Origin of the sequence: Verrucosispora sp. WMMD703, from assembly GCF_049178935.1 — a bacterium.
GTDB lineage: Bacteria > Actinomycetota > Actinomycetes > Mycobacteriales > Micromonosporaceae > Micromonospora > Micromonospora sediminimaris.
Map to the genome: position 1 here is coordinate 371,209 of NZ_JBMHMM010000004.1, position 21,382 is coordinate 392,590.

Sequence of the window (21,382 nt, forward strand, 5' to 3'; positions counted from 1 at the left end):
GAGGGGGTCGTGCGTGCGTCCGATCCGTCCCGGTGACCGGGGACCCGCAGTGACCGAGATCCGTGCGGTGTTGACCGGCCTCGACCTGCTGTCGAAGGCGACCGGCCCACACAGCGACGAGTTCGACCCGGCGACCGAACGGGCGGTTCGCGCGTTCCAGCAGTCGCGGGGTCTCAGCGTCGACGGCCGGGTCGGTGCCGAGACCTGGCGGGCCCTGGACGCCGCCCGCTGGCGGCTGGGCGCCCGCACCCTCTACCACGCGGTGCCGGTCCCCCTCACCGGCGAGGATGTCCGGTCGCTCCAGGAGCGGCTGCTGGAGATGGGCTACGACACCGGACGGGCCGACGCCATCTACGGCATCCGCACATCCCGGGCGGTGGCGCAGTTCCAGCGTGAGGTGGGGCTCGTCCCCGACGGCACCTGCGGCCCGCACACCATGGGTGCGCTGCGCCGACTGGGCCGCAAGGTGGTCGGCGGACGGCCGCAGTGGTTGCGTGAGTCCGACGCCATCCGACAGTCCGGCCCGACCCTGGTCGGCCGGACCGTGGTGATCGACCCGGGGCACGGCGGAACCGACCCGGGCGTGGTGGTGGCGGACGGCCCGCTGCGCTGGACCGAAGCGGATCTGATGCACGACCTGGCCAGCCGGCTGGAGGGGCGCCTCGCCGCGTCCGGGGTACGGGTACAGCTCACCCGAGGACCGTCGCCGGAGACCTGCCTGCCCGACATCGACCGGGCACAACTGGCCAACTCGCTCGGCGCCGACGTGTTCATCTCGTTGCACACCGACGGCCACGCCAACCCGATGGCCGAGGGTGTCGCCACGTACCACTACGGCACCGACAACGGGGTGAGCTCGGCGACCGGCGAACGGCTGGCCGGGCTGGTCCAGCGGGAGATCGTGGCCCGTACCGGGCTGCGGGACTGTCACACCCATGCCAAGGCGTGGGACCTGCTCCGGATCACCCGGATGCCGGCGGTCCGCGTCGAGGTCGGCTACCTCACCTCGCCGACCGACCGGGAACGGCTGATCGCTCCCCGGTTCCGCGACAAGCTGGTCGAGGCGATGGTGGCTGCGGTGCAGCGGATGTACCTGCCGATCGAACGCGACGTCCCGACCGGCTCGATCGACGTCAGCGAGCTGCGGGCGGCGGTCGCCGCCGGCACCGTGGTGGACTGAGTCGGCCCAACCCTGGGTGGCCGTCAGCCCGTCGCGACGTCGGGTGGTGGTCAGCCGGCCGTCGAACGGGTGGCCGGCGTCGGTCGGACCGGGCGTAGCAGCGACTCCGGGCTCATCGAGCCGAGCAGCTTCTCCAGCGCGTACTCGACGTCGGACTTCCAACTCAACGCCGTCCGCAGTTCCAGTCGCAGCCGGGGAAACCGCGGATGCGGGCGAACCGTCTTGAAGCCCACCGAGAGGAAGAAATCGGCGGGTGCCACGCACGCCCCGCCCGGATCGGCGGAGTCACCGAACTTCGCGTCGCCGAACGCCTCGATCGCCTTGATCCCGCGCTTGGTCAGATCGCGGGCCACCCCCTGCACCAACATCCGGCCGAGGCCACCGCCGGAGAACGCGGGCACCACGTTCGCGGTCATCAGCAACGCCGCGTCGGCGGAGACCGGAGAGGTCGGGAAGGCCATCGACCGGGGCACGTACGCCGGCGGGGCGTACATCACGAAGCCGGCCGGCATGCCGTCGACGTACACCAGCTTGCCGCAGGAACCCCATTCGAGCAGGGTCTGCGACACCCACGCCTCTTTCTCCAGCCCAGGGTCGCCGGCAGCGCAGGCGCGGTCCGCGGAAACCGGATCAAGCTCCCAGTAGACACACTGCCGGCAGGGAAGGGGCAGGTCCTCCAGGGTGTCCAGGGTCAGGCTGACCAGACGTCGCGACATTGGCGCTTCCCCACACTAGGCTCGGAGGTGGGACCGGCCCGAGCGGCACCGCCGCCGCAGCGGCCCAGACGGCACCGCCGTGTTCCTGCCCCCGACGAGCGATCGTACGCCGCCGATCGGCGGCAGGGGAGACCATGCATGAACGTCCACCTCAGGGGTGTCTGCCGCCGGTCCGGCATGTGGACGCACGAATAATCGAAGACGCATCGGACGGTGCAGGGCGGCTAGGATCGACATCCGGCGCGCCGTACCGCCATGGTCGCCGGTGTCCTGGGTATCCGGGACCGGAGCCGTCCGAGCAGCCATCGGGGTGATGTGATGACCGGCACGACACTCGACGACTACACCGACCGGTACGCCCGGCGGGTCCGGGGAATGACCGCCTCGGAGATCAGGGCGCTGTTCGCGGTGGCCAGTCGACCGGAGGTCGTCTCCCTCGCCGGTGGCGCGCCGTACATCGCCGCGTTGCCGCTGGACGCCGTCGGCGAGATGCTCGGTCGGCTCGGTGCCGAGCACGGCAGCACCACCCTGCAGTACGGCATCGGTCAGGGCACCCTGGAGCTGCGGGAGCGGATCTGCGAGGTAATGGCGCTCTCCGGCATTGACGCCGCCTGTGGGGCCTCCCCGGAGGACGTGGTGGTGACGGTGGGCGGGCAGCAGGCGCTCGACCTGGTGGCCCGCCTCTTCCTGGACCCGGGTGACGTGGTGCTCGCCGAAGGGCCGACCTACGTCGGTGCACTCGGCGTGTTCCAGGCCGCCCAGGCCCAGGTCGTACACGTGCCCATGGACGACGAGGGTCTCATCCCGGCAGCGCTGGAGCTCGCCATCGCGGAGCAGGCCCGGGCCGGACGCCGGGTCAAGTTCCTCTACACCATCCCCACCTTCCAGAACCCGACCGGCGTGACGCTGACCGAGCAGCGACGGGAACAGGTTCTCGACATCTGCGAACGCGCCGGGCTGCTGGTGGTCGAGGACGACCCGTACGGCCAGTTGGGCTTCGAGAGCGAGGCACCCGCGCCGCTGCGGGCGCGGCGGCGGGACGGCGTCTTCTACCTCAGCACCTTCTCCAAGACGTTCGCGCCGGGGCTGCGGGTCGGCTGGATCCTCGCGCCACACGCGGTACGGGACAAGCTGGTGATCGCCAGCGAGGCACAGATCCTCTGCCCCAGCGCGTACGCGCAGGCGGCCGTCAGCACCTACCTCGGCACCATGCCCTGGCGTCAGCAGCTGAAGGTCTACCGGGAGGTCTACCGGGAGCGGCGGGACGCGATGCTCACCGCGCTGGAGGACCTGATGCCCGCCGACACCCGCTGGACGGTACCCGGCGGCGGGCTCTTCGTCTGGGCGACGCTGCCCGACGGGCTGGACTCGAAGGCGATGATGCCCCGGGCCATCGCCGCACGGGTGGCGTACGTGCCCGGCACCGGTTTCTACGCCGACGGCAGCGGCAACGGTCACATGCGGCTCAACTTCTCGTTCCCGCCGCCGGAGCGGATCAGGGAGGGCGTGCGCCGGTTGGCCAGCGTGATGGAACAGGACATCGCCATGCGGCGGGTGTTCGGTGCGGTCGGCGAGCCCGGCGCCCGGCGAGGCCGGACCGGCTGGGACGCGCCAGGACCAGACTTGGCATGATGCCCGGCATGGGTGTCACCGCTGCCGAAGAACCCGCCGTGTCGGGCCCCGAGACCACCGATCTCCACGTGCTCGTGCTCGCCGGCGGTCTGTCGTACGAGCGTGACGTGTCGCTGCGCTCCGGCCGCCGGGTGCTCGACGCGCTGCGTGCCGTCGGAATGCAGGCCGAGCTGCGCGATGCCGACGTGGCCCTGCTGCCCGCCCTGACGGCGGACCCACCCGACGCCGTGGTGATCGCCCTGCACGGCGCCACCGGCGAGGACGGTTCGCTGCGCGGCGTCCTGGACCTGTGTGGCGTGCCGTACGTCGGATGTGACGCTCGGGCTTCCCGCCTCGCCTGGGACAAACCGTCGGCGAAGGCCGTGCTGCGCGAGGCCGGCATCGCCACCCCCGACTGGGTCGCCCTGCCACACGACAGGTTCAGCGAACTCGGCGCGGTGGCCGTGCTGGACCGCATCGTCGACCGGTTGGGGCTGCCGCTCATGGTGAAGCCCGCCCAGGGCGGTTCCGGCCTGGGCGCCGCCGTGGTCCGGGACGCGGCGTCGCTGCCGGCTGCCATGGTGGGTTGTTTCGCGTACGACTCGACGGCGCTCGTCGAACGGTACGTTCCCGGCATGGACGTGGCGGTCTCCGTAGTCGACCTGGGCGACGGTCCGCAGGCGCTACCGGCGGTGGAGATCGTGCCTCGCAACGGGGTGTACGACTACGCGGCCCGCTACACCGCCGGACGCACCACCTGGCACACCCCGGCCCGCCTGGAACCCGCCGTCGCCGAATCGGTGGCCCAGGTCGCCCTGGCCGCCCACGCCGCCCTCGGCCTGCGTGACCTCAGCCGGGTCGATCTGATCGTCGACTCGACCGGTCAGCCACACGTACTCGAAGTCAACGTCTCGCCGGGGATGACCGAGACGTCGCTGTTGCCGCTCGCCGTACAGGCTGCCGGTCTCGATTTCGGACGCGTGATCGGAAATCTGGTCGCCCGCGCCGCAGGCCGCTGACCTTCCTCCACCCGGCACTGAATTCGGCGGTACCCGCTGCTCGGACTCTCGCCGCCGGCCACACGGGCACCGCCACCACCGTCACCAGCACCCGACCGCATGCGGTGCGCGACGAGTTGGCCGCGCGGCCGACCGCGACAACACCGCCAGCCGAAGCGCCGGGCACGCCGTAGCTCCGCCAGCCGTCTCGGCAGGGCTGCCCGTCTGGGCGGTCCTATTGCCGGTCGCTCTGAGGGCCCGATTCGCCGGCCGGCGTCGCTCGATCCGCAGTAGGCGTCTCCGCTTGCTCCCTCTCCGTCTCGGCCGTCTCCGCTCCCCGCGTATTGGCGGAGGCCTCGCTCTGTGGGCCGCCCTCGCTCTGTGGGCCGCCCTCGCCCTGCGCATCGCTATGGGCCGGTGGGCCGCCCTCGGCCTGCGGCGGGCCGTCCGTATCGGCGGACGGCTGTCGCGTCGGCACAGCACCAGCCGCCTCGCTGGCGGCCACGACCGCTGCTTCCTCTTGAGGCTGAGCTACGTCCCTTGCTCGCCCCGCTGCCGGGTCCCCATTCGGCCCCGCTGCCGGGTCCTCAGTCGGCCCCGAAGCCGCGGCGTTCGACGCCCCCGAATCGATACCGGCGCCCGGGGTGTCAGGTGGTTCAGCTGTCTCGCCGATAGCGTCCAGGAGCGACCCTCCCTCAACCGGCTTCGTCTCGGGAGCGGCTGACTGCGCAGCCAGGCTGGACGGCGCCTGCCACTGGATGCGGGGTGGTTCGGCGAGCGGCCGCCCACCGAACTCGGCCAGCCAGGCCGCAACGAGGGCGAGGTTCTCCCGCCACTGTTCCTCCGAGATCGGCGGCAGGATCGAGTCCCAGAGCGACAGGAAGGTGCCGCGGAGTTGGAGCCGACCGTACGGCCGGGCGAGGAACCACATGTGGAGATGGGCGGACCCGTCGCCCCAGCGGTTGACGTGTACCCGGGCCACCCCGTCGAGCGAGCGGATGGCGCGTTCCAGCCGTACCGTCATCACGCCCAACTCGGCGGCGAGAAGATTCGGCAGATCCCCGAGATCGAGGTGCGACCGCGACTCCAGGATGAGGACCATCGGCAGGCCGGTCGGCCGGTCCATGGCTCGTACGCGCCAGCGTTCGCCGACCCAGATGTAGGCCTCGTCGGGCGCCAGGCAGGCGGTGCATTCTCGGTGAGCCTCACCCTTGCGGGGCGGCTCGACAGGGACCGGATCGGCGAGTGGCTTGACTCGGAGGTCGCCCTCGAAGGGGAAGGACGGCCACTGGGTGAAGTCCGGGATTGAGGGAGGGGTGTCGTGCACGACGCTGACCCTAACCGAGTCCGCGACCACTGTCCCTACTCGAAACGTCTTCGACTTTCCGCAGCGCTCGAATGTCGGGACAGGGGGCGCCAGATAGTTCTCCCCAGGGTTATCCACAGGCCAGCCGGTCGCCGAATTCTCACCGCTGTCGCGCTTCGACAAGGGGTTTCGGGTCATGTTTCACGTGAAACGGCGTGAGCCTGTGGACAACTGATGTGGATAACGTCAGCGCACCAACGGCCTCGCCCGGCAGACGTGCCGACGCGGGCGTAACGGAGCGAGGCGCGCTCCGGCGAGTACTGGGCACTCCGCTCAACGCCCGCACCCAACACCGTCGTTTCACGTGAAACCACGACCCGGCGCATGGCGACCAGAGCTGGGGCCGAGCGCCACCGGCCTGCTGGCCGATGGACTCAGCTTGTCGCCTCTTCGACCGGTGTGATCCCCGAGAGGCGCTGTTCGATCATCGGTCGGCCCGGTCCTCATCCAGACCCCGCACCACCGCGCGGTCCGACCGGAGGGTCCGACGTGCTCGGGTGAATGGAACGCCACCTTTCGAGTCTGGCTGTGGAAGCTGTCATCGCTTGACCGGTCGAACCTTGGCCCTGCGCCACCCCGCCCGCCACCACTTGAGGAAGGCAACCCGGCGTCTGTCCCGCGCCCGGCACTGCGCTACACATCACCGGCGAACCCGACCAGTCCCGCCGCGCCAGGAGCGGAGGCCCAGCGGTCGCTCTACCCACACCCGTGTTTCACGTGAAACGGCCACCCCGTCCGCTCGCCTGGGCCGTGCGCTCTGGGTTCCTTTGCGCCGACGCCTTCGGACCGGACGCTGCTAGGCCCACCCCTTCTGCACGTGCGCTCTAGTTCTTCTCCGCGGACCTTCTGAGCCGACCTTTCTGAGCCGCGCAGCTACGAGCCGTGCGGCCATTAGCCCGCTCCCTACTGGGTCGCCTCCTTCTCAGCGGCTCTCTGATGGGTCGCTCCGACAGGGCTGCGTCCGGTCCCACTCGCCGGCGGGCTGCTGCCCTGTCGGTCCGACCCAGGGCCGAGGTCCGTCTCCGGCGGCCTCCGGCTGGGCGAGCTGTCTGGGCGAGCTTCCGTCGGTCGGCCGCCCTGTGCGTCCCTCGGTGTCGTCACCGACGCCCTGGCACTGCCCCACGACAGCCGCGACCCCAGGGCCCGCCGAGACCATCTCCGTTCGGTGCCGGACTCGACGGTCCCGGGTTGCGGTATGTCGCGCCATAGCTCTGGCCTGAGGGCCCGACATGCCGCAAGTCGGGAGTCGAGCTGGCTGCCCTCGGCGTCTGCGTGGCCATGCAGCGGAACGCCCCGAGTGCCATGGTCGTCTGCCCGCGGAGGCCGCTCGTGGCGGCTGGGCCCGGTCTGCGGCCCGCTGCGGACTACCCGGAAGACGACAAGGCCGCCTCGTCGCATTGGGACGAGGCGGCCTAGTGGTTCCGGTTGTTCAGTTCTCCGGTTCTTCGGGCTCTACTCCGATGATGCCGACGATCCGCTCAAGGTCGTCGACCGTCGCGAACTCAATCGTGATCTTGCCCTTGCTCCGCCCGATGTCGACCTTCACCCGGGTGTCGAACCGGTCGGAGAGGCGGTCGGCGAGGTCGGTCAGCGCCGGTGCGTGCGGCTTCGGCCGACGCTTCGCCGACTCCTTCTTGCCCGGTCCGTCATTGAGGGCGAGCGCGACGATTTCCTCGGTCGCACGGACCGACAGTCCCTCGGCGACGATTCGCAGTGCCAGTTGCTCCTGGGTCTCCGGATCCTCGAGGCTGAGCAGCGCCCGGGCGTGCCCGGCGGAGAGGACACCGGCCGCCACCCGCCGCTGCACTGGTGCCGGCAGGTTCATCAGCCGAATGGTGTTCGAGATCTGCGGCCGGCTGCGACCGATGCGCCTGGCGAGTTCCTCGTGGGTGGCGCCGAACTCCTCCAGCAACTGCTGATAGGCAGCCGCCTCTTCCAGCGGGTTGAGGTTCGCCCGGTGGATGTTCTCCAGCAGCGCGTCCCGCAGCATGGCGTCATCTCGGGTGTCTCGGACGATCGCCGGAATGTTCTCCCGACCGACCGCCTGCGCGGCACGCCACCGACGCTCGCCCATGACGAGCTCGAACTTCTCGCCGTCGAGTTGCCGCACCACGATCGGCTGGAGAAAGCCGACCTCCTGGATGGAGGTCTTCAGCTCCTCCAGGGCCTCCTCGTCGAAGACCTGGCGAGGCTGTTTCGGGTTGGGCACGATCGAGTCGACCGGGATCTCCGCGAAGCGCGCACCCGGCACCGGGCTCAGCGTCTCGTCAGGCTCGATGGTCGGGGACGGCACCGGCATCGGGGCCGGTGTCGCCACGGCCGTCGAGCCGCTCACTCCCGCTGTCGGCGCGCCGACGGCAGCACCGGCGTTGGGTGCCGGCCCGGTCGGAATCAGCGCCCCCAGGCCCCGCCCCAGACCGCCCCGTGGACGGTTCTTCATGCCACGCCTCCCAGCGCCTCGTCCGCACTACGCATTCCGGCTCACCGGCTCCTTGACGCCCCGCTCGGCGATCTCCTGCGCGGCCTCGAAGTAGCTCGTCGCGCCCCGCGAACCGGGATCGTAGGTCATCACCGACTGGCCGTAGCTGGGCGCCTCGGAGACCCGCACGTTACGCGGAATCACCGCCTGGAGCACCTTGTCGCCGAAGTGGTTCCGGACGTCCTGCTCGACCGCGTCGGCGAGCCGGGTACGACGGTCGTACATGGTGAGCAGAATCGTGGAGACCTCAAGCTGCGGGTTGAGGTGCTGACGAACCAGGTTGATGTTGTTGATCAGCTGGTTCAGCCCCTCAAGCGCGTAGTACTCACACTGGATGGGGATGAGCACCTCCTGCGCGGCGACCAACGCGTTGACCGTCAACAGACCGAGCGAGGGCGGGCAGTCGATGAACACGTAGTCGAAGTGCCCCGGGTAGGCGGTGATGGCGCGGTCGAGACGCGACTCGCGGGCCACCACTGACACCAGCTCGATCTCGGCACCGGCGAGATCGATGGTGGCCGGCACACACCAGAGGTTGGGGATGCCCTCCACCGCCTGGGTCACGTCCTCCAGCGGCACACTGTTGATCAGACAGTCGTAGACGTCCGGCACGCCGGTGTGGTGTGGCACGTTGAGGCCGGTCGAGGCGTTGCCCTGCGGATCGAGGTCAACCACGAGCACCCGGTTGCCGTGCAGGGCCAGCGCCACCGCGAGGTTGACCGTGGTCGTGGTCTTACCCACACCGCCCTTCTGGTTCGCGACGCACATGACCCGGGTCCGGTCGGGCCGAGGCATGGTCACCTCGCCACTGGGATTCAGGATCTGCACGGCGCGCATCGCCTCCATTGCCAACGGTGGGTCATCCTCTTCGCGCGTCGGGGTTTCACGTGAAACGTACGCGGCCTCGGGCGCGGCGGACGGGTAGGACCCGTCCGCCGGTGCGGGCGTGTCGGAAGCCGGTCGAGGATCCGGCACCACCGCGGCTGTCGGGGGGTGTGCTGCCGCCACCTCGAACCGAGCAGAGGCGGAGGTGTTCCGGCGGATCGGGATCACCCGCGCGTCGGGAGACGCGTTGACCGGGCGGCCACTCGTATCCGTACCGTCGCGTCCGTCGCCGGGCCCCGACCACGGAACACCCGACGTCGGCGCGTTCCGACCGGGTTCCGGTGGGCTCTGCGGCACCTCGGAGGGCCGCCAGTTCGGATATTCGGTTTCACGTGAAACAGGGTCACCCGCTGACCCGGTCACGCGCGGATCGTCGTACCTGCCGTCGTCATGCACCTGTCATCCCTGCCCGCTTCGGATGGTCGGTCCGCACCCGTCAACCGGGCCACTCGCGTGCTCTCCGCAGAGGTACCGCCCGGCGGGAGCGGACGGGCCCCGGAGGGAGATCCATCGCCGCCCGCTCCACACTATCGACGCGCGGCCAGCCTACGGCGCACGGGCGCGGCCGGTCCACGTCGGGTTCGTAACCCGCCGGTCGCGCCGCGCGCAGCGGCACGCGTAACCCGCCTCGGAACGCTGCAATTCGCGGCTGCCTGCGGCGTACGGTCCCAGGTCATCCGTGCGAAGACCCCAAGAGCGGAGCGCTCCGACTACCGTCGACGCGACCGCGACTTTCTGGACGACGTCCGGGCCGCCGGACCGACCAGTCTCTCCCGGACGATCTCAACCACCGTGGTCGGCGGCTCCACGACGCCTTCACCACACCGATGCAGTGCAGGTTGACCGCCACCAAGGCGGTGCACCGCCTCGGCATGCTCGGAGATCTCCTCCGCCGCCGAGGCACCCTTCAGGGCGAGTAGTCGGCCGCCGACTCCGGTGAGGGGTAAACACCAGCCCGCCAGCCGGTCCAGTGGTGCCACCGCCCGAGCGGTGACCACGTCCCCAGGCCCAACCTCCGACACCGCGACCGCTTCCTCGGCTCGACCGCGGAACACCCGTACGGAGTTGGTCAGGCCGAGCGCCTCCACCGTCTCGTTGAGGAAGGCGGTACGGCGGGCCAGCGGCTCGATGAGCGTCATCGCCAGGTCGGGCCGGGCGATGGCGAGCACCAGGCCGGGAAGGCCGGCACCCGATCCCACGTCCAGCACGGAGGCACCCGGTGGGATCAGCTCGGCCACCGCCGCGCAGTTCAGCAGGTGACGATCCCAGATCCGGGGGGCCTCGCGTGGACCGATCAGCCCCCGTACCACCCCGTCGGTGGCAAGCAGTTCGGCGTAGGCCGCAGCGACATCGAGGCGTACGCCGAAGAGCCTGCTCGCCGCTCCGGCCAGTTCGGGCGGCAGGGCAGCGGTGGCGGGCTGAGGTGGGACAGCCGCCGGCCCGGGCGGCGTACCACCCGGGCCGGACGCGGCTACGCCGCTGGCGTCGTCTTGCCGCACCTGTCAGTCCGCGGGACGGACGACGATGCGCCGGCTGGGCTCGACGCCCTCGGACTCGCTCTCCACCCCGTCGATGGCGTTGACCACGTCGTGGACGCACTTGCGCTCGAAGGCGGACATCGGCTCCAGCCGCACCGGCTCGCCGTGCTCCTTGACCTTCTCGACGGCGTTGCGGGCGACCGCAGCCAGTTCCTTACGCCGGTTGGCCCGGTATCCGCCGACGTCGAGCAGCAGGCGGCTCGGCGAGCCGGTCTGCCGGAACACCGCGAGCCGGGCCAGCTCCTGCAGCGCTTCGAGGGTCGCGCCGCGCTCGCCGACGAGGTTCTGCAGGCGGCCACCGACGACCTCGACCACCGGGCGGCCACCCGACACCAGCTCGTCGATGTCGCCGTCGTAATCGAGGATGTCGAGCAGCCCCTCCACGTAGTCGGCCGCGATCTCGCTCTGCCGGAACAGGTCGCTCTCGCCGGGGGCCTTGCTCGGCGCCGCTTCGGCGTCGGTCTCCTCCGGCTCGCCCTCGACCGGAGCCGCCGCGGTCGGCTCCTCGTCGTCCAGGGGCTGTTCGGCGCGGGGGATGCTGGTGTCGGTCACGGTGTCATCTCCGTACTCGCTCGGCCGGACCTCGGGTCCGCTGGTTCCCCGCGGCCGGCGGGACGTCGCCGGTGCCCACGGGCACGTCTGTAGGGGCAGTCTCGCCCGTCCGCCACGGCGCGCGTGGCGCTTCGCGTTCCGGCGCCGGCCTGACGGCGGCGGCACGGCGCGCAACGGGCCGCCGCCGGTCTCCCGGCAGCGGCCCGGACGATTCAGCCCTGCCGCTTGGCGGGGCGGCCCTTCTTCGGGTTGGCCGGCTTGGCGCCCGGCTTCGGCCCGGCGATCTTCGGCGCGGCGGGGGGCGGCGGCACGGCAGCCGGCTTGCTCCGGCCGAACAGCCCACCGGTCTTCGCGGGCTGCGCCCCGTTACGCGCCGAGGTGCCCGGCTTGCCGCTGGTCGCGGTCACCGGCGGCGGGAACTTGCGCAGCACCCACTGCTGCTGCCCGAGGGTGAACAGGTTGTTGGTGACCCAGTAGATGATCACACCGATCGGGAAGATGGCGCCGGAGACGAGCAGGGACAGCGGGATGCCGTAGAGCATCAGGCGCTGGATCATGCGCTGCTGCGGGTCCTCCGCCCAGCCCGTCTTGAGGATCATCTGGCGGCTGGTGAGGTAGGTGGTACCCATCATCACCAGCACCAGAACGCCGGCCATGATCTTCACGACGGTGCCGTTGGCGCCGAGCTGCGCCAGTTCCGCCGCGGTCGAGCCGAACTTGCTGGCGATCGGGGCGGTGAACAGAGTCGCGTCAGAGGCGCTGTTGAACTGGTCGACGGTCCAGCCGTAGATGTCCTTGTTGTTCTTCGCCGGGTCCGGGTTGAGGCGGCGCAGGACGTGGAAGAGGCCGAGGAAGACCGGGATCTGGAGGAACATCGGAAGGCAGCCCATGAGCGGGTTGGCCTTTTCCTTCCGGTAGAGCTCCATCATCTCCTTCTGGAGCGTCTCCCGGTCACCCTTGTGCTTCTCCTGGAGGGCCTTCACCTGCGGCTGAAGCGCCTGCATCGCCCGCTGCGACTTGATCTGCTTGACGAAGACCGGGAACAGGATGACCCGGACGGTGACCACCAGGAAGACGATGGCGAGGATCCACGCCCAGTTGGTGCCGAGGACCGCAGTGTCCGGAATGCCGATGGCGTCCCAGGCCGAGTGCCAGGCCAGCAGGATCCACGAGATCGCGTAGTAGATCCAGTCGAGACTCAATTCTCAGGCTCCAGTCACGTCGGCAGGTCGGCGGCCGCCCGGCTCCGGAACCGGGTCGTATCCACCAGGATGGAATGGGTGGCAGCGCGACAGTCGCCGGACCGTCAGGCCGGCTCCCCGGAGCGCGCCGTGCCGGGCCACCGCCTCCAGGGCGTAGGCGCTGCACGACGGGTAGAACCGACAGCGGGCCGGCAACGCCGGACTTATCCACCGACGGTACGCGATGATGGGCAGGGTCAGCACCCGGGCACCCGGGGTAGCCGGGCGCGACGTCGTCTGCTCGGCGCTCATCGAGGCCGCCGCCCCCGGCCGGACCGAGCGGCGACGAGCGCCGCATCCAGGTCGGCGCCGAGCCGTTGATACGTGGCGTCCGCCGCAGCCGGCAGGGCGCGTACCACGAGGGTGCTTCCGGCCGGCAGGTCGATAAGGCGTTCCCGGGTCAGCTGCCGCAACCGGCGGCGCACCCGATTACGGACCACTGCCGGCCCGACCGCCTTGGAAACCACGAAGCCGGCGCGGGACACCGGCGGGGAGTCTGTCTCCGCGTTGTCCCGCGCCGGCTTCGGCGCTGCATTGTCGGATCCGGCTGCGTTCGGCACGGTCAGATGAACGACCAGAGCGCCGCGGCCGGCTCGCCGGCCACCGCGAACCGCTGCGGCGAAGTCGCTGCTGCGCCGCAGTCGTTGGGCGGCCGCCAGCACGACTGCCACGTCCTCCGGAGCGGACCTGACCGGCCTCAGGCCGACAGGCGGGCGCGACCCTTGGCGCGACGGGTCGAGATGATGGCGCGGCCGGCCCGGGTGCGCATGCGCAGCCGGAAGCCGTGGGTCTTCGCGCGCCGGCGGTTGTTCGGCTGGTAGGTGCGCTTGCTCACGTCAGGCTCTCCGTTGTCGGACGCCCCGGACGAGTGGATCGCCGGGTCGTGGTGGTCCGGGCCGCCGCTGTGGTGGCCCCGATCGGTGCTGCCCGTCGGTGCGTGACCCCGGTTGCGCGGTGAGCGACCGCAGGCAGCGAGCACCCATCACCCTAGCAGAGGGCGTGAGAGCAGCCCCTCCAGCCTAGGTCGGGGGATAATCAGCGTCAAACCTGGCCACTCCGACGGTGAGCTGCGACGGAAGACGACCGAAGCGGTGGTTTTCACGAATGCCGACAGGGGTGAGCCGCGTCGGCGGTTGAAGACGCAGCGACAACGCTGTTACCGTGCCCGATTGCGGTCAGCGTCGGAGTTGCGCCGATGTCGCCGGCAGGCAAGACCGGACACGGTAGTGAATCGTTCGGCACGGTGAACCCCGCTTCAGTGCCCGGCCACGGCAGGGGGCAGGTCCGACCCGAGCCCGGCGGGCGGCCACAATCGGTCGGTACACAGGCTGTGGATAACTTGTGGAGAACGACCGGGTGCGGCGACCGGGTGGGTGGCGTGATCTCGCCCGCCGGTACGGGCCACCGGGAGACGGCGGCGTCCGGGAGCAGAGGCGAGGGGGTGGCACGACGGTGGCCGGTACGACCGACCTTGCCGCGGTGTGGACGGCGACGACCGACGAACTCGCTGACGAGATCATTTCCGCGCAGCAGCGGGCCTACCTGCGGCTGACCCGGCTGCGGGCGATCGTCGAGGACACCGTCCTGCTCTCCGTCCCGGATGCCTTCACCCGGGACGTGATCGAGTCCCGGCTGCGCCCGGCCATCACCGAGGCGCTCACCCGCCGGCTGGGCCGGCCGATCCAGGTCGCCGTCACCGTCCGGGTACCGGAGGACGGGCGGGCCATCGGCACCGTCTACCGCAGCACCCCCGAATCGGAGCCGGTGGACCACGGTCCCGGCGAGGCCGACGACCGGTCGACAGGTCTCGACGGCGGGCGGCAACTGCCGCTGATTCCCGAGCAGCCGCACCCCGGCCGTTTCGACCGGCCGCCGCTGCCGGACGCCACGCGCGTCGAGGACGATCCCCACACCTCAGCCCCCGACGGTCAGGAAACTCTCTTCGGTGCCGGGTTCGGCGAGCCCGTCCGGCCGGCGGAGAACACCGGACGGCGGGCGCCGGAGCGGTTGAGCTTCACCGAGCAGGGCGGGCATCTGGACCGAGCGCCCACCGGCGCGGGCGGCTTCGCGCCCCGGTACGGCGACGGGTCCGGCGTCTCGCCCCGCGACCAGCACGTGATCCGGGCGATACCCGCCGACGGAGGCACCGACAGCGGGCCGGGCCGCAGTGGCCCGGATCAGCGGCCGGTCGGCCGGGACGACCGACGGCTACCCACCGGCGCGGACAGCGGCGGTAACCGGCTCAACCCGAAGTACATGTTCGAGACGTTCGTCATCGGCTCGTCCAACCGGTTCGCGCACGCCGCGTCGGTAGCGGTGGCCGAGTCACCGGCGAAGGCGTACAACCCGCTGTTCATCTACGGCAGCTCCGGGTTGGGCAAGACCCACCTGCTGCATGCCATCGGCCACTACGCCACGACGTTGGGCAACGCCCGCTCGGTCCGGTACGTCTCGACCGAGGAGTTCACAAACGACTTCATCAACTCGCTGCGGGACGACAAGACCAGCGCCTTCCAACGCCGCTACCGCGACGTCGACATCCTGCTGATCGACGACATCCAGTTCCTGGAGAACCGCGAGCGGACCCAGGAGGAGTTCTTCCACACCTTCAACACGCTGCACAACGCGAACAAGCAGATCGTGATCACCTCCGACCGCTCGCCCAAGCAGCTGGCGACGCTGGAGGATCGGCTGCGTACCCGCTTCGAATGGGGCCTGCTCGCCGACATCCAGCCGCCGGACCTGGAAACCCGGATCGCGATCCTGCAGAAGAAGGCAGCCCAGGAGCGGCTCTACGCCCCGCCGGACGTGCTGGAGTTCATCGCCTCCCGGGTGTCCAACTCGATCCGGGAACTGGAGGGGGCACTGATCCGGGTCACCGCGTTCGCCAGTCTCACCCGGTCGAACGTGGAGCTGTCGCTGGCCGAGGAGGTGCTGCGGGACTTCATCCCGGACGGCGCCGGGCCGGAGATCACCGCTGACCAGATCATGGTCTCCACCGCTGACTACTTCGGGGTCAGCCTGGAGGACCTGCGTGGGCACTCCCGCTCGCGGGTACTGGTGAACGCCCGTCAGGTCGCCATGTACCTGTGTCGCGAGCTCACCGACCTGTCACTGCCCCGGATCGGCCAGGCGTTCGGCGGGCGGGACCACACCACCGTCATGCACGCCGACCGCAAGATCCGTCAGCAGATGGCCGAGCGGCGTTCGCTCTACAACCAGATCGCCGAGCTGACCAACCGGATCAAGCAGAACACCTGAGGGGTACGCCCGTCGTACGTTCACGGCGAAGGGTCTGGCCGGTTCCGGTCGGACCCTTTTTCGCGCTCATCGGTTGACCCTCAACGAGGTTCAGGCCACACCATTGAAGGCGTGTCCACACCGCCTGCCACTCGTTGTCCACAGCTCGTTATCCACGGGCAGTGGATGAACACGTGCCGTCAGCGCCCAGTTACCCACAGCCTGTGGAGAAACCCTGGGGACAACGCTGTGGACCGCTGTGGACGCCTGGGGACAACCACCGGCGCTGTCCACCGACGGACGGCTGCCTGTGGGAAAGCTGTTGAAGGTTCTGGGGATGACGGTGGACGAGACGCCCGCGACGATCCACAGGTCTGGGGAGAAAGTCGGTGGATTACCGGTGGACAACCGGTGGACGACGGTGGACAACCGTGTGCACGGAGAGCGCCTGTGGATCGCCGACCGGGTTTTTCCCCCGCCCATCCACAGCGAAACCACCTGTGTATAACCTGTCTGACCTGCCCATACTCGGGTTCTCCACAGTTTGCACAGGTGCGATGAAGACGATGAGTTATCTCTTCTAAGAGAACAAAAACCAATCATCACCGTTGGACTTCCTGTGGATCGGTCGACAGCCGCCGGGCCAGACCCGTCAGCAGCGACACGATCCACGGGGTCGGGCACACAGCCGATACCCTCGCGCCCTAAGGTGCGAGGGGTACCCGCACGCCAGGCGGGTCGGTGGGCAGCGTCCGGCATGAGAGAGTTGACGACGTCGACGTCGACGCGGAGGCATTAATGAAGTTCCGAGTGGAGCGCGACGCGCTCGCCGAGGCCGTGGCCTGGACCGCGAAGAGCCTGCCCAACCGGCCATCCGTACCGGTACTGGCCGGGGTGCTGCTGCGCGTCACCGATGGCAGCTTGCAGGTCTCCGGCTTCGACTACGAGGTCAGCAGCCAGGTCACCGTGGAGGTGCAGGGCGACGCCGACGGCGCTGCGCTGGTCTCCGGGCGGCTGCTCGCCGAGATCACCAAGGCGTTGCCGGCCAAGCCCGTAGACATCGCCGCCGTCGGGGCGCACCTCGAACTGGTCTGCGGCAGCGCCCGGTTCACCCTGCCCACCATGCCGGTGGAGGACTACCCCACCCTGCCCGAGATGCCGGCCAGCGCCGGCACAGTCGATGCCGCCGCGTTCGCCGCAGCGGTGGCACAGGTGGCGATCGCCGCCAGCCGGGACGAGACGCTGCCGATGATGACCGGGGTACGCATCGAGCTCTCCGGCGGCAATCTGGCCATGCTTGCCACCGACCGGTACCGGCTGGCCCTGCGCGAGATGGAGTGGAACCCGGACGACCCGGAGATCAGCCTCAACGCGCTGGTACCTGCCCGGACGCTCAACGACACCGCCAAGACCCTCGGCCCACTCGGCGGCCAGGTGGTGCTGGCCCTGTCCCAGGGCGCCGCCGGCGAAGGCATGATCGGCTTCTCCGGTGGCACCCGCCGCACCACCAGCCGACTGCTCGACGGCGCCAACTACCCGCCGGTCCGCTCGCTCTTCCCCGCCAGCCACAACGCCGAGGCACAGGTGCCGGTCAGCGCCCTCATCGAGGTGGTCAAGCGGGTCGCCCTGGTGGCCGAGCGCGCCACCCCCGTGCTGCTCAGCTTCAGCGCCGACGGGCTGGTGGTGGAGGCCGGCGGCACCGAGGAGGCCCGGGCCAGCGAGGCCATGGAGGCCAACTTCACCGGCGAACCGCTGACCATCGGTTTCAACCCGCAGTACCTCATCGACGGGTTGTCCAACCTCGGCACCCAGTTCGCCGTGCTGCACTTCGTGGACGCCTTCAAGCCCGCGGTCATTTCCCCCGCTGGCGAGGATGGCGAGCTCATCGGTGGGTACCGGTACCTCATCATGCCGATCCGCGTGTCCCGCTGACCGGCAGAGCCAACCGCACCCACGAAAGGTCACCAGAGATGCAGCTCGGCCTGGTAGGACTCGGCCGGATGGGCGGCAACATGCGCGAACGGCTGCGCACCGCCGGTCACGAGGTGGTCGGTCTCGACCACAACCTGGAGCGCAGCGATGTAGCCAGCATGGCTGAACTGGCCGAGAAGCTGGACGCGCCGCGCGCGGTATGGGTGATGGTGCCCGCCGCCGTCACCGACGCCACCATCGACGAGGTGGCCGCCGTGCTCGACGAGGGCGACCTCATCATCGACGGCGGCAACTCGCGGTTCAGCGAGGACGCCCCCCGCGCGGAGCGGCTGCACGAACGTGGCATCGGCTACGTCGACGTGGGCGTCTCCGGCGGGGTGTGGGGCCGGCAGAACGGCTACGGCCTGATGGTCGGCGGCGCGCAGGAACACGTCGACCGGCTCATGCCGATCTTCGACGCGCTCAAGCCCGACGGCGAGTACGGTTTCGTGCACGCCGGGCCGGTCGGTGCCGGCCACTACGCCAAGATGGTGCACAACGGCATCGAGTACGGCCTGATGCACGCCTACGCCGAGGGCTACGAGCTGATGGCCGCCTCCGAACTGGTGACCAACGTGCCCGGCGTGATCAAGTCCTGGCGCGAGGGCACCGTGGTCCGTTCCTGGCTGCTGGACCTGCTCGACCGGGCCCTCGACGAAGACCCCGAGCTGACCCAGCTCAGCGACTACACCGAGGACACCGGCGAGGGTCGCTGGACGGTGGACGAGGCGGTCCGGCTCGCGGTACCGCTCAACGTCATCACCGCCTCGTTGTTCGCCCGGTTCTCCTCCCGGCAGGACGACTCACCGGCGCTGAAGGCCGTCTCCGCACTGCGGCAGCAGTTCGGCGGGCACGCCGTACGCAAGCCCTGACCGGCACCGCGACCCCGTGTACGTCCGCCGGCTCGAACTTGTCGACTTCCGCTCGTACGAGCGGATCGGCGTCGACCTCGAACCGGGCCCGAACGTCCTGATCGGCGCCAACGGCGTCGGCAAGACGAACCTGGTCGAGGCGTTGGGCTACGTCGCGACCCTCGACTCACACCGGGTCGCCACCGATGCCCCGCTGGTGCGGATGGGCGCCACCGCCGCGGTGATCCGCTGCGCGGTGGTGCACGACGGCCGTGAACTCCTGGTGGAGTTGGAGATCGTCCCGGGCAAGGCCAACCGGGCCCGCCTCGGCCGCTCCCCGGCCCGCCGGGCCCGCGACGTGCTGGGCGCACTGCGGCTGGTGCTCTTCGCCCCGGAAGACCTCGAACTGGTCCGGGGCGACCCGGCTGAACGCCGCCGCTACCTCGACGACCTGCTGGTGCTGCGCCAACCCCGCTACGCCGGCGTACGCGCCGACTACGAGCGGGTGGTCAAACAACGCAACGCGCTGCTGCGCACCGCGTACCTCGCCCGCAAGACCGGCGGGTCGCGCGGCGGTGACCTGTCCACCCTCGCCGTCTGGGACACGCACCTGGCCCGGCACGGCGCCGAACTGCTCGCCGGGCGGCTGGAACTGGTCGCCGCCCTGGCCCCGCACGTCACCAAGGCGTACGACGCGGTGGCCGCCGGCCGCGGCGCGGCGGGAATCAGCTACCGACCCTCGGTGGACCTCGCCGAACCCACCACGGACCGGGAGGTCCTTGCGGCGGCACTCACCACCGCACTTGAGGAGTCCCGCTCCGCCGAGATCGAACGCGGCACCACCCTGGTCGGCCCGCACCGAGACGAACTCACCCTCACCCTCGGCCCCCTGCCGGCCAAGGGCTACGCCAGCCACGGCGAATCATGGTCGTACGCGCTCGCGTTGCGGCTGGCCGGCTACGACCTGCTGCGCAACGACGGCATCGAACCGGTGCTGGTGCTCGACGACGTCTTCGCCGAACTGGACGCGGGCCGGCGGGACCGACTCGCCGAACTGGTCGGCGGGGCCAGTCAACTGCTGGTGACCTGCGCGGTCGCCGACGACGTGCCAGCCGCACTGCGGGGCGCCCGGTACGAGGTGACGGAGGGGGCGGTGCGTCGTGCCGACTGAGCCACAGCCGCCGGACAGCGCGCCCCAGGGGCAGCCGGGTGGCTCGGCTGCGGGACGCGGTGCGCGTACCGCCAGGAAGGGCGGCACCGGTGACGGCGGCCGAACCGACAAGCCCGCCAGCCGCCCGGCGGAGCCGCCAGCCGCAACGCCCACGGCGGAGGCCGGCGGCACCCTGCCGGTGACCGGCGACGGCGAGGGCGTCTCCGGTCCGCAGCTGGCACGTGCGGTCCTGGATGCGGCGAAGGCGCGGCGGGAAGCCGCCGGCCGTCCCCGCCGTCGCACCACGACCGGGAGCGGCGACGGCGAGCGCCGGCTGCGCGGCTACTCCGGGCCCGGACCGGACCCGCGTGACCCGCAGCCACTCGGCGCGGTGCTCAACCGGCTGGTGAAGGCCCGGGGTTGGCAACAGCCGGCCGCCGAGGCCACCGTCTTCGGCGCCTGGGAACGGGTGGTCGGCGCGGAGGTCGCCCAGCACAGCCGTCCGGTGAAGCTGGAGAACGGGGAACTGACCGTGGAGGCCCGCTCCACGGCCTGGGCGACGCAGCTGCGGCTGCTTGCCGGCTCGCTGTTGCAGCAGATCGCTCGCGAGGTCGGCCACAACGTGGTCCGCAAACTGCACATCCACGGCCCGGCCGCCCCATCCTGGTCACGCGGCCCACGACGGGTGCGCGGCCGGGGACCCCGCGACACCTACGGCTGACCGTCGCGGCGGCGTCCGGGGACCGTGGCTACGTCTGGGCCGCCCGGCGAGGTGCCGCCGACTCGGCGTAGACGGCGAAGCCGTTGTCGGCGCAGCGCCGGTAGAAGGCGGCGAGCACGCTCAGCTCAGCGCAGGTGAAGGTCCACTGCGGCGCGGCACCGCTGTCGTCGCGCAGCGCGTCCAACCGGCTGTCCAGCCACCGTAGCTGCTGCTCGGCCAGGCGGCCGTCGGCCAGCAGCGAGCGCAGCACCGTACCCACCGAGTCGAAGGTGACCGCCTCACCGTACGGACGGTGCGTGGCGACAAAGCGTTCGATGCCGCCCGCGATCCAGCCGCACCCGTCCGGGTCGATGACCGGATCCTCGTCCTCGGCGGCGGCGTCTGTGGCGTAGAGCACACCATCGAGTCCGAGGATCAGATCCACCACTTCGGTGTACGCGGTGGCCCGGACCGTGCCTGTCTTCGCGATCAGCTCAGCGAGCGCGGCGGTCGGCGCCGAAATCCCCGGCACGTCCACGATGTCGCCGAAATCGACGAACTCGGCCGGTGCGACCGGGTCGTAGAAGCGGCCGGTCCGCGGCCACTGAACCGCGACGTTGTCCAGCCCCATCTGGTGTCACCTCTCAAGGCACGGGCGAGTGGATCGGGTCGATCGTCCGGTTCCAACGTTGAAAGATCAAGGCCGCTGCGGCAACCCGAGGGTCACGGATCGCCCGTCCCGGGTCGTACCAACCGGTACCGCCCACCTCTCACCGCCGGACCCGGCAGCGCCGTCACGCGACAGATCCGTTGATCATGCCATGGCGTGTAGGGGGAGTCGCGGACAGCGCGATTCGGCCCGCTACGGAGATCTGAGCCGCTGCGAAGGGGTGCCGAGTGGTGG

General features: G+C 70.5%; 19 protein-coding genes. 8 read left to right on the plus strand and 11 right to left on the minus strand.

The genetic code is table 11. The annotated features are described in order from the left end of the window. Positions 1–13 precede the first annotated feature (13 nt). On the plus strand, positions 14–1,180 hold the full coding sequence (locus ACN26Z_RS02265; protein ID WP_093409330.1) for an N-acetylmuramoyl-L-alanine amidase: 1,167 nt from the start codon (positions 14–16) through the stop codon (positions 1,178–1,180). A gap of 50 nt (positions 1,181–1,230) precedes the next feature. On the opposite strand, the gene ACN26Z_RS02270 is transcribed toward ACN26Z_RS02265, so the two are convergent. Continuing rightward, positions 1,231–1,896: a GNAT family N-acetyltransferase gene (locus ACN26Z_RS02270; protein ID WP_093409328.1), complete on the minus strand. Its 666-nt coding sequence runs from the start codon at positions 1,894–1,896 to the stop codon at positions 1,231–1,233. 318 nt (positions 1,897–2,214) lie between these two features. On the opposite strand from ACN26Z_RS02270, the gene ACN26Z_RS02275 reads away from it, so the two are divergent. Both ACN26Z_RS02275 and ACN26Z_RS02280 read left to right on the plus strand, forming a co-directional pair. Beyond that, on the plus strand, positions 2,215–3,528 hold the full coding sequence (locus ACN26Z_RS02275) for a PLP-dependent aminotransferase family protein (RefSeq protein WP_093409468.1): 1,314 nt from the start codon (positions 2,215–2,217) through the stop codon (positions 3,526–3,528). An 8-nt stretch (positions 3,529–3,536) separates the two neighbouring features. Further along, positions 3,537–4,526 (plus strand): D-alanine--D-alanine ligase family protein, encoded by a 990-nt coding sequence (locus ACN26Z_RS02280; RefSeq protein WP_282236334.1) that lies wholly within the window; start codon positions 3,537–3,539, stop codon positions 4,524–4,526. Between the two features lie 214 nt (positions 4,527–4,740). Here ACN26Z_RS02280 and ACN26Z_RS02285 read toward each other — a convergent pair whose 3' ends face one another. From ACN26Z_RS02285 to rpmH, 9 genes are all read right to left on the minus strand, one after another. After that, a complete protein-coding gene (locus ACN26Z_RS02285) occupies positions 4,741–5,811 on the minus strand; it encodes a hypothetical protein (protein WP_421464491.1) in 1,071 nt (356 codons plus the stop codon). A gap of 1,489 nt (positions 5,812–7,300) precedes the next feature. Further along, entirely contained in the window at positions 7,301–8,311 is a 1,011-nt protein-coding gene (locus tag ACN26Z_RS02290; protein ID WP_093409326.1) for a ParB/RepB/Spo0J family partition protein, read from the minus strand. A 27-nt stretch (positions 8,312–8,338) separates the two neighbouring features. Next, positions 8,339–9,631 (minus strand): AAA family ATPase, encoded by a 1,293-nt coding sequence (locus ACN26Z_RS02295; RefSeq protein ID WP_421459752.1) that lies wholly within the window; start codon positions 9,629–9,631, stop codon positions 8,339–8,341. A gap of 314 nt (positions 9,632–9,945) precedes the next feature. Then, the gene (rsmG, locus tag ACN26Z_RS02300) at positions 9,946–10,626 is read right to left on the minus strand and encodes a 16S rRNA (guanine(527)-N(7))-methyltransferase RsmG (protein WP_421464493.1); all 681 of its coding nucleotides are present in this window, start codon (positions 10,624–10,626) and stop codon (positions 9,946–9,948) included. 111 nt (positions 10,627–10,737) lie between these two features. Then, positions 10,738–11,325: a protein jag gene (locus tag ACN26Z_RS02305; protein WP_421459753.1), complete on the minus strand. Its 588-nt coding sequence runs from the start codon at positions 11,323–11,325 to the stop codon at positions 10,738–10,740. Between the two features lie 212 nt (positions 11,326–11,537). Beyond that, positions 11,538–12,527 (minus strand): membrane protein insertase YidC, encoded by a 990-nt coding sequence (gene yidC, locus ACN26Z_RS02310; RefSeq protein ID WP_093409316.1) that lies wholly within the window; start codon positions 12,525–12,527, stop codon positions 11,538–11,540. A gap of 3 nt (positions 12,528–12,530) precedes the next feature. Then, on the minus strand, positions 12,531–12,818 hold the full coding sequence (yidD, locus tag ACN26Z_RS02315) for a membrane protein insertion efficiency factor YidD (RefSeq protein ID WP_421459754.1): 288 nt from the start codon (positions 12,816–12,818) through the stop codon (positions 12,531–12,533). Further along, a complete protein-coding gene (gene rnpA, locus ACN26Z_RS02320; protein WP_282240647.1) occupies positions 12,815–13,228 on the minus strand; it encodes a ribonuclease P protein component in 414 nt (137 codons plus the stop codon). The genes yidD and rnpA overlap by 4 nt, the downstream gene beginning before the upstream one ends. A 35-nt stretch (positions 13,229–13,263) precedes the next feature. Continuing rightward, a complete protein-coding gene (rpmH, locus tag ACN26Z_RS02325) occupies positions 13,264–13,401 on the minus strand; it encodes a 50S ribosomal protein L34 (protein ID WP_013736606.1) in 138 nt (45 codons plus the stop codon). Between the two features lie 617 nt (positions 13,402–14,018). Between rpmH and dnaA the strand changes: the two genes are divergently transcribed. The 5 genes from dnaA to ACN26Z_RS02350 all read left to right on the plus strand — a co-directional run bounded on the left by dnaA (position 14,019) and on the right by ACN26Z_RS02350 (position 20,499). Next, positions 14,019–15,827 (plus strand): chromosomal replication initiator protein DnaA, encoded by a 1,809-nt coding sequence (gene dnaA, locus ACN26Z_RS02330; protein ID WP_421459755.1) that lies wholly within the window; start codon positions 14,019–14,021, stop codon positions 15,825–15,827. 777 nt (positions 15,828–16,604) lie between these two features. After that, positions 16,605–17,738 carry a DNA polymerase III subunit beta gene (gene dnaN / locus ACN26Z_RS02335; RefSeq protein ID WP_282240646.1) on the plus strand — a complete coding sequence of 378 codons (1,134 nt, stop codon included), beginning with the start codon at positions 16,605–16,607 and terminating at the stop codon, positions 17,736–17,738. Positions 17,739–17,776: 38 nt separating this feature from the next. After that, positions 17,777–18,649, plus strand: a complete 873-nt coding sequence (gene gnd / locus ACN26Z_RS02340) for a phosphogluconate dehydrogenase (NAD(+)-dependent, decarboxylating) (RefSeq protein ID WP_282236330.1) — start codon at positions 17,777–17,779, stop codon at positions 18,647–18,649. Positions 18,650–18,665: 16 nt separating this feature from the next. Further along, on the plus strand, positions 18,666–19,799 hold the full coding sequence (gene recF, locus ACN26Z_RS02345) for a DNA replication/repair protein RecF (protein WP_282236329.1): 1,134 nt from the start codon (positions 18,666–18,668) through the stop codon (positions 19,797–19,799). Between the two features lie 172 nt (positions 19,800–19,971). Next, positions 19,972–20,499, plus strand: a complete 528-nt coding sequence (locus ACN26Z_RS02350; RefSeq protein WP_232511406.1) for a DciA family protein — start codon at positions 19,972–19,974, stop codon at positions 20,497–20,499. A 28-nt stretch (positions 20,500–20,527) separates the two neighbouring features. Here ACN26Z_RS02350 and ACN26Z_RS02355 read toward each other — a convergent pair whose 3' ends face one another. Beyond that, a complete protein-coding gene (locus ACN26Z_RS02355) occupies positions 20,528–21,109 on the minus strand; it encodes a hypothetical protein (RefSeq protein ID WP_421459756.1) in 582 nt (193 codons plus the stop codon). Between the last annotated feature and the right edge of the window lie 273 nt (positions 21,110–21,382).

Excerpts from the sequence above, each read along its gene's own strand:
- ACN26Z_RS02270 (WP_093409328.1), bottom strand. The coding sequence starts at position 1,896 with ATGTCGCGACGTCTGGTCAGCCTGACCCTGGACACCCTGGAGGACCTG.
- ACN26Z_RS02275 (WP_093409468.1), top strand. The coding sequence starts at position 2,215 with ATGACCGGCACGACACTCGACGACTACACCGACCGGTACGCCCGGCGG.
- ACN26Z_RS02280 (WP_282236334.1), top strand. The coding sequence starts at position 3,537 with ATGGGTGTCACCGCTGCCGAAGAACCCGCCGTGTCGGGCCCCGAGACC.
- ACN26Z_RS02290 (WP_093409326.1), bottom strand. The coding sequence starts at position 8,311 with ATGAAGAACCGTCCACGGGGCGGTCTGGGGCGGGGCCTGGGGGCGCTG.
- yidD (WP_421459754.1), bottom strand. The coding sequence starts at position 12,818 with ATGAGCGCCGAGCAGACGACGTCGCGCCCGGCTACCCCGGGTGCCCGG.
- dnaN (WP_282240646.1), top strand. The coding sequence starts at position 16,605 with ATGAAGTTCCGAGTGGAGCGCGACGCGCTCGCCGAGGCCGTGGCCTGG.
- gnd (WP_282236330.1), top strand. The coding sequence starts at position 17,777 with ATGCAGCTCGGCCTGGTAGGACTCGGCCGGATGGGCGGCAACATGCGC.
- ACN26Z_RS02355 (WP_421459756.1), bottom strand. The coding sequence starts at position 21,109 with ATGGGGCTGGACAACGTCGCGGTTCAGTGGCCGCGGACCGGCCGCTTC.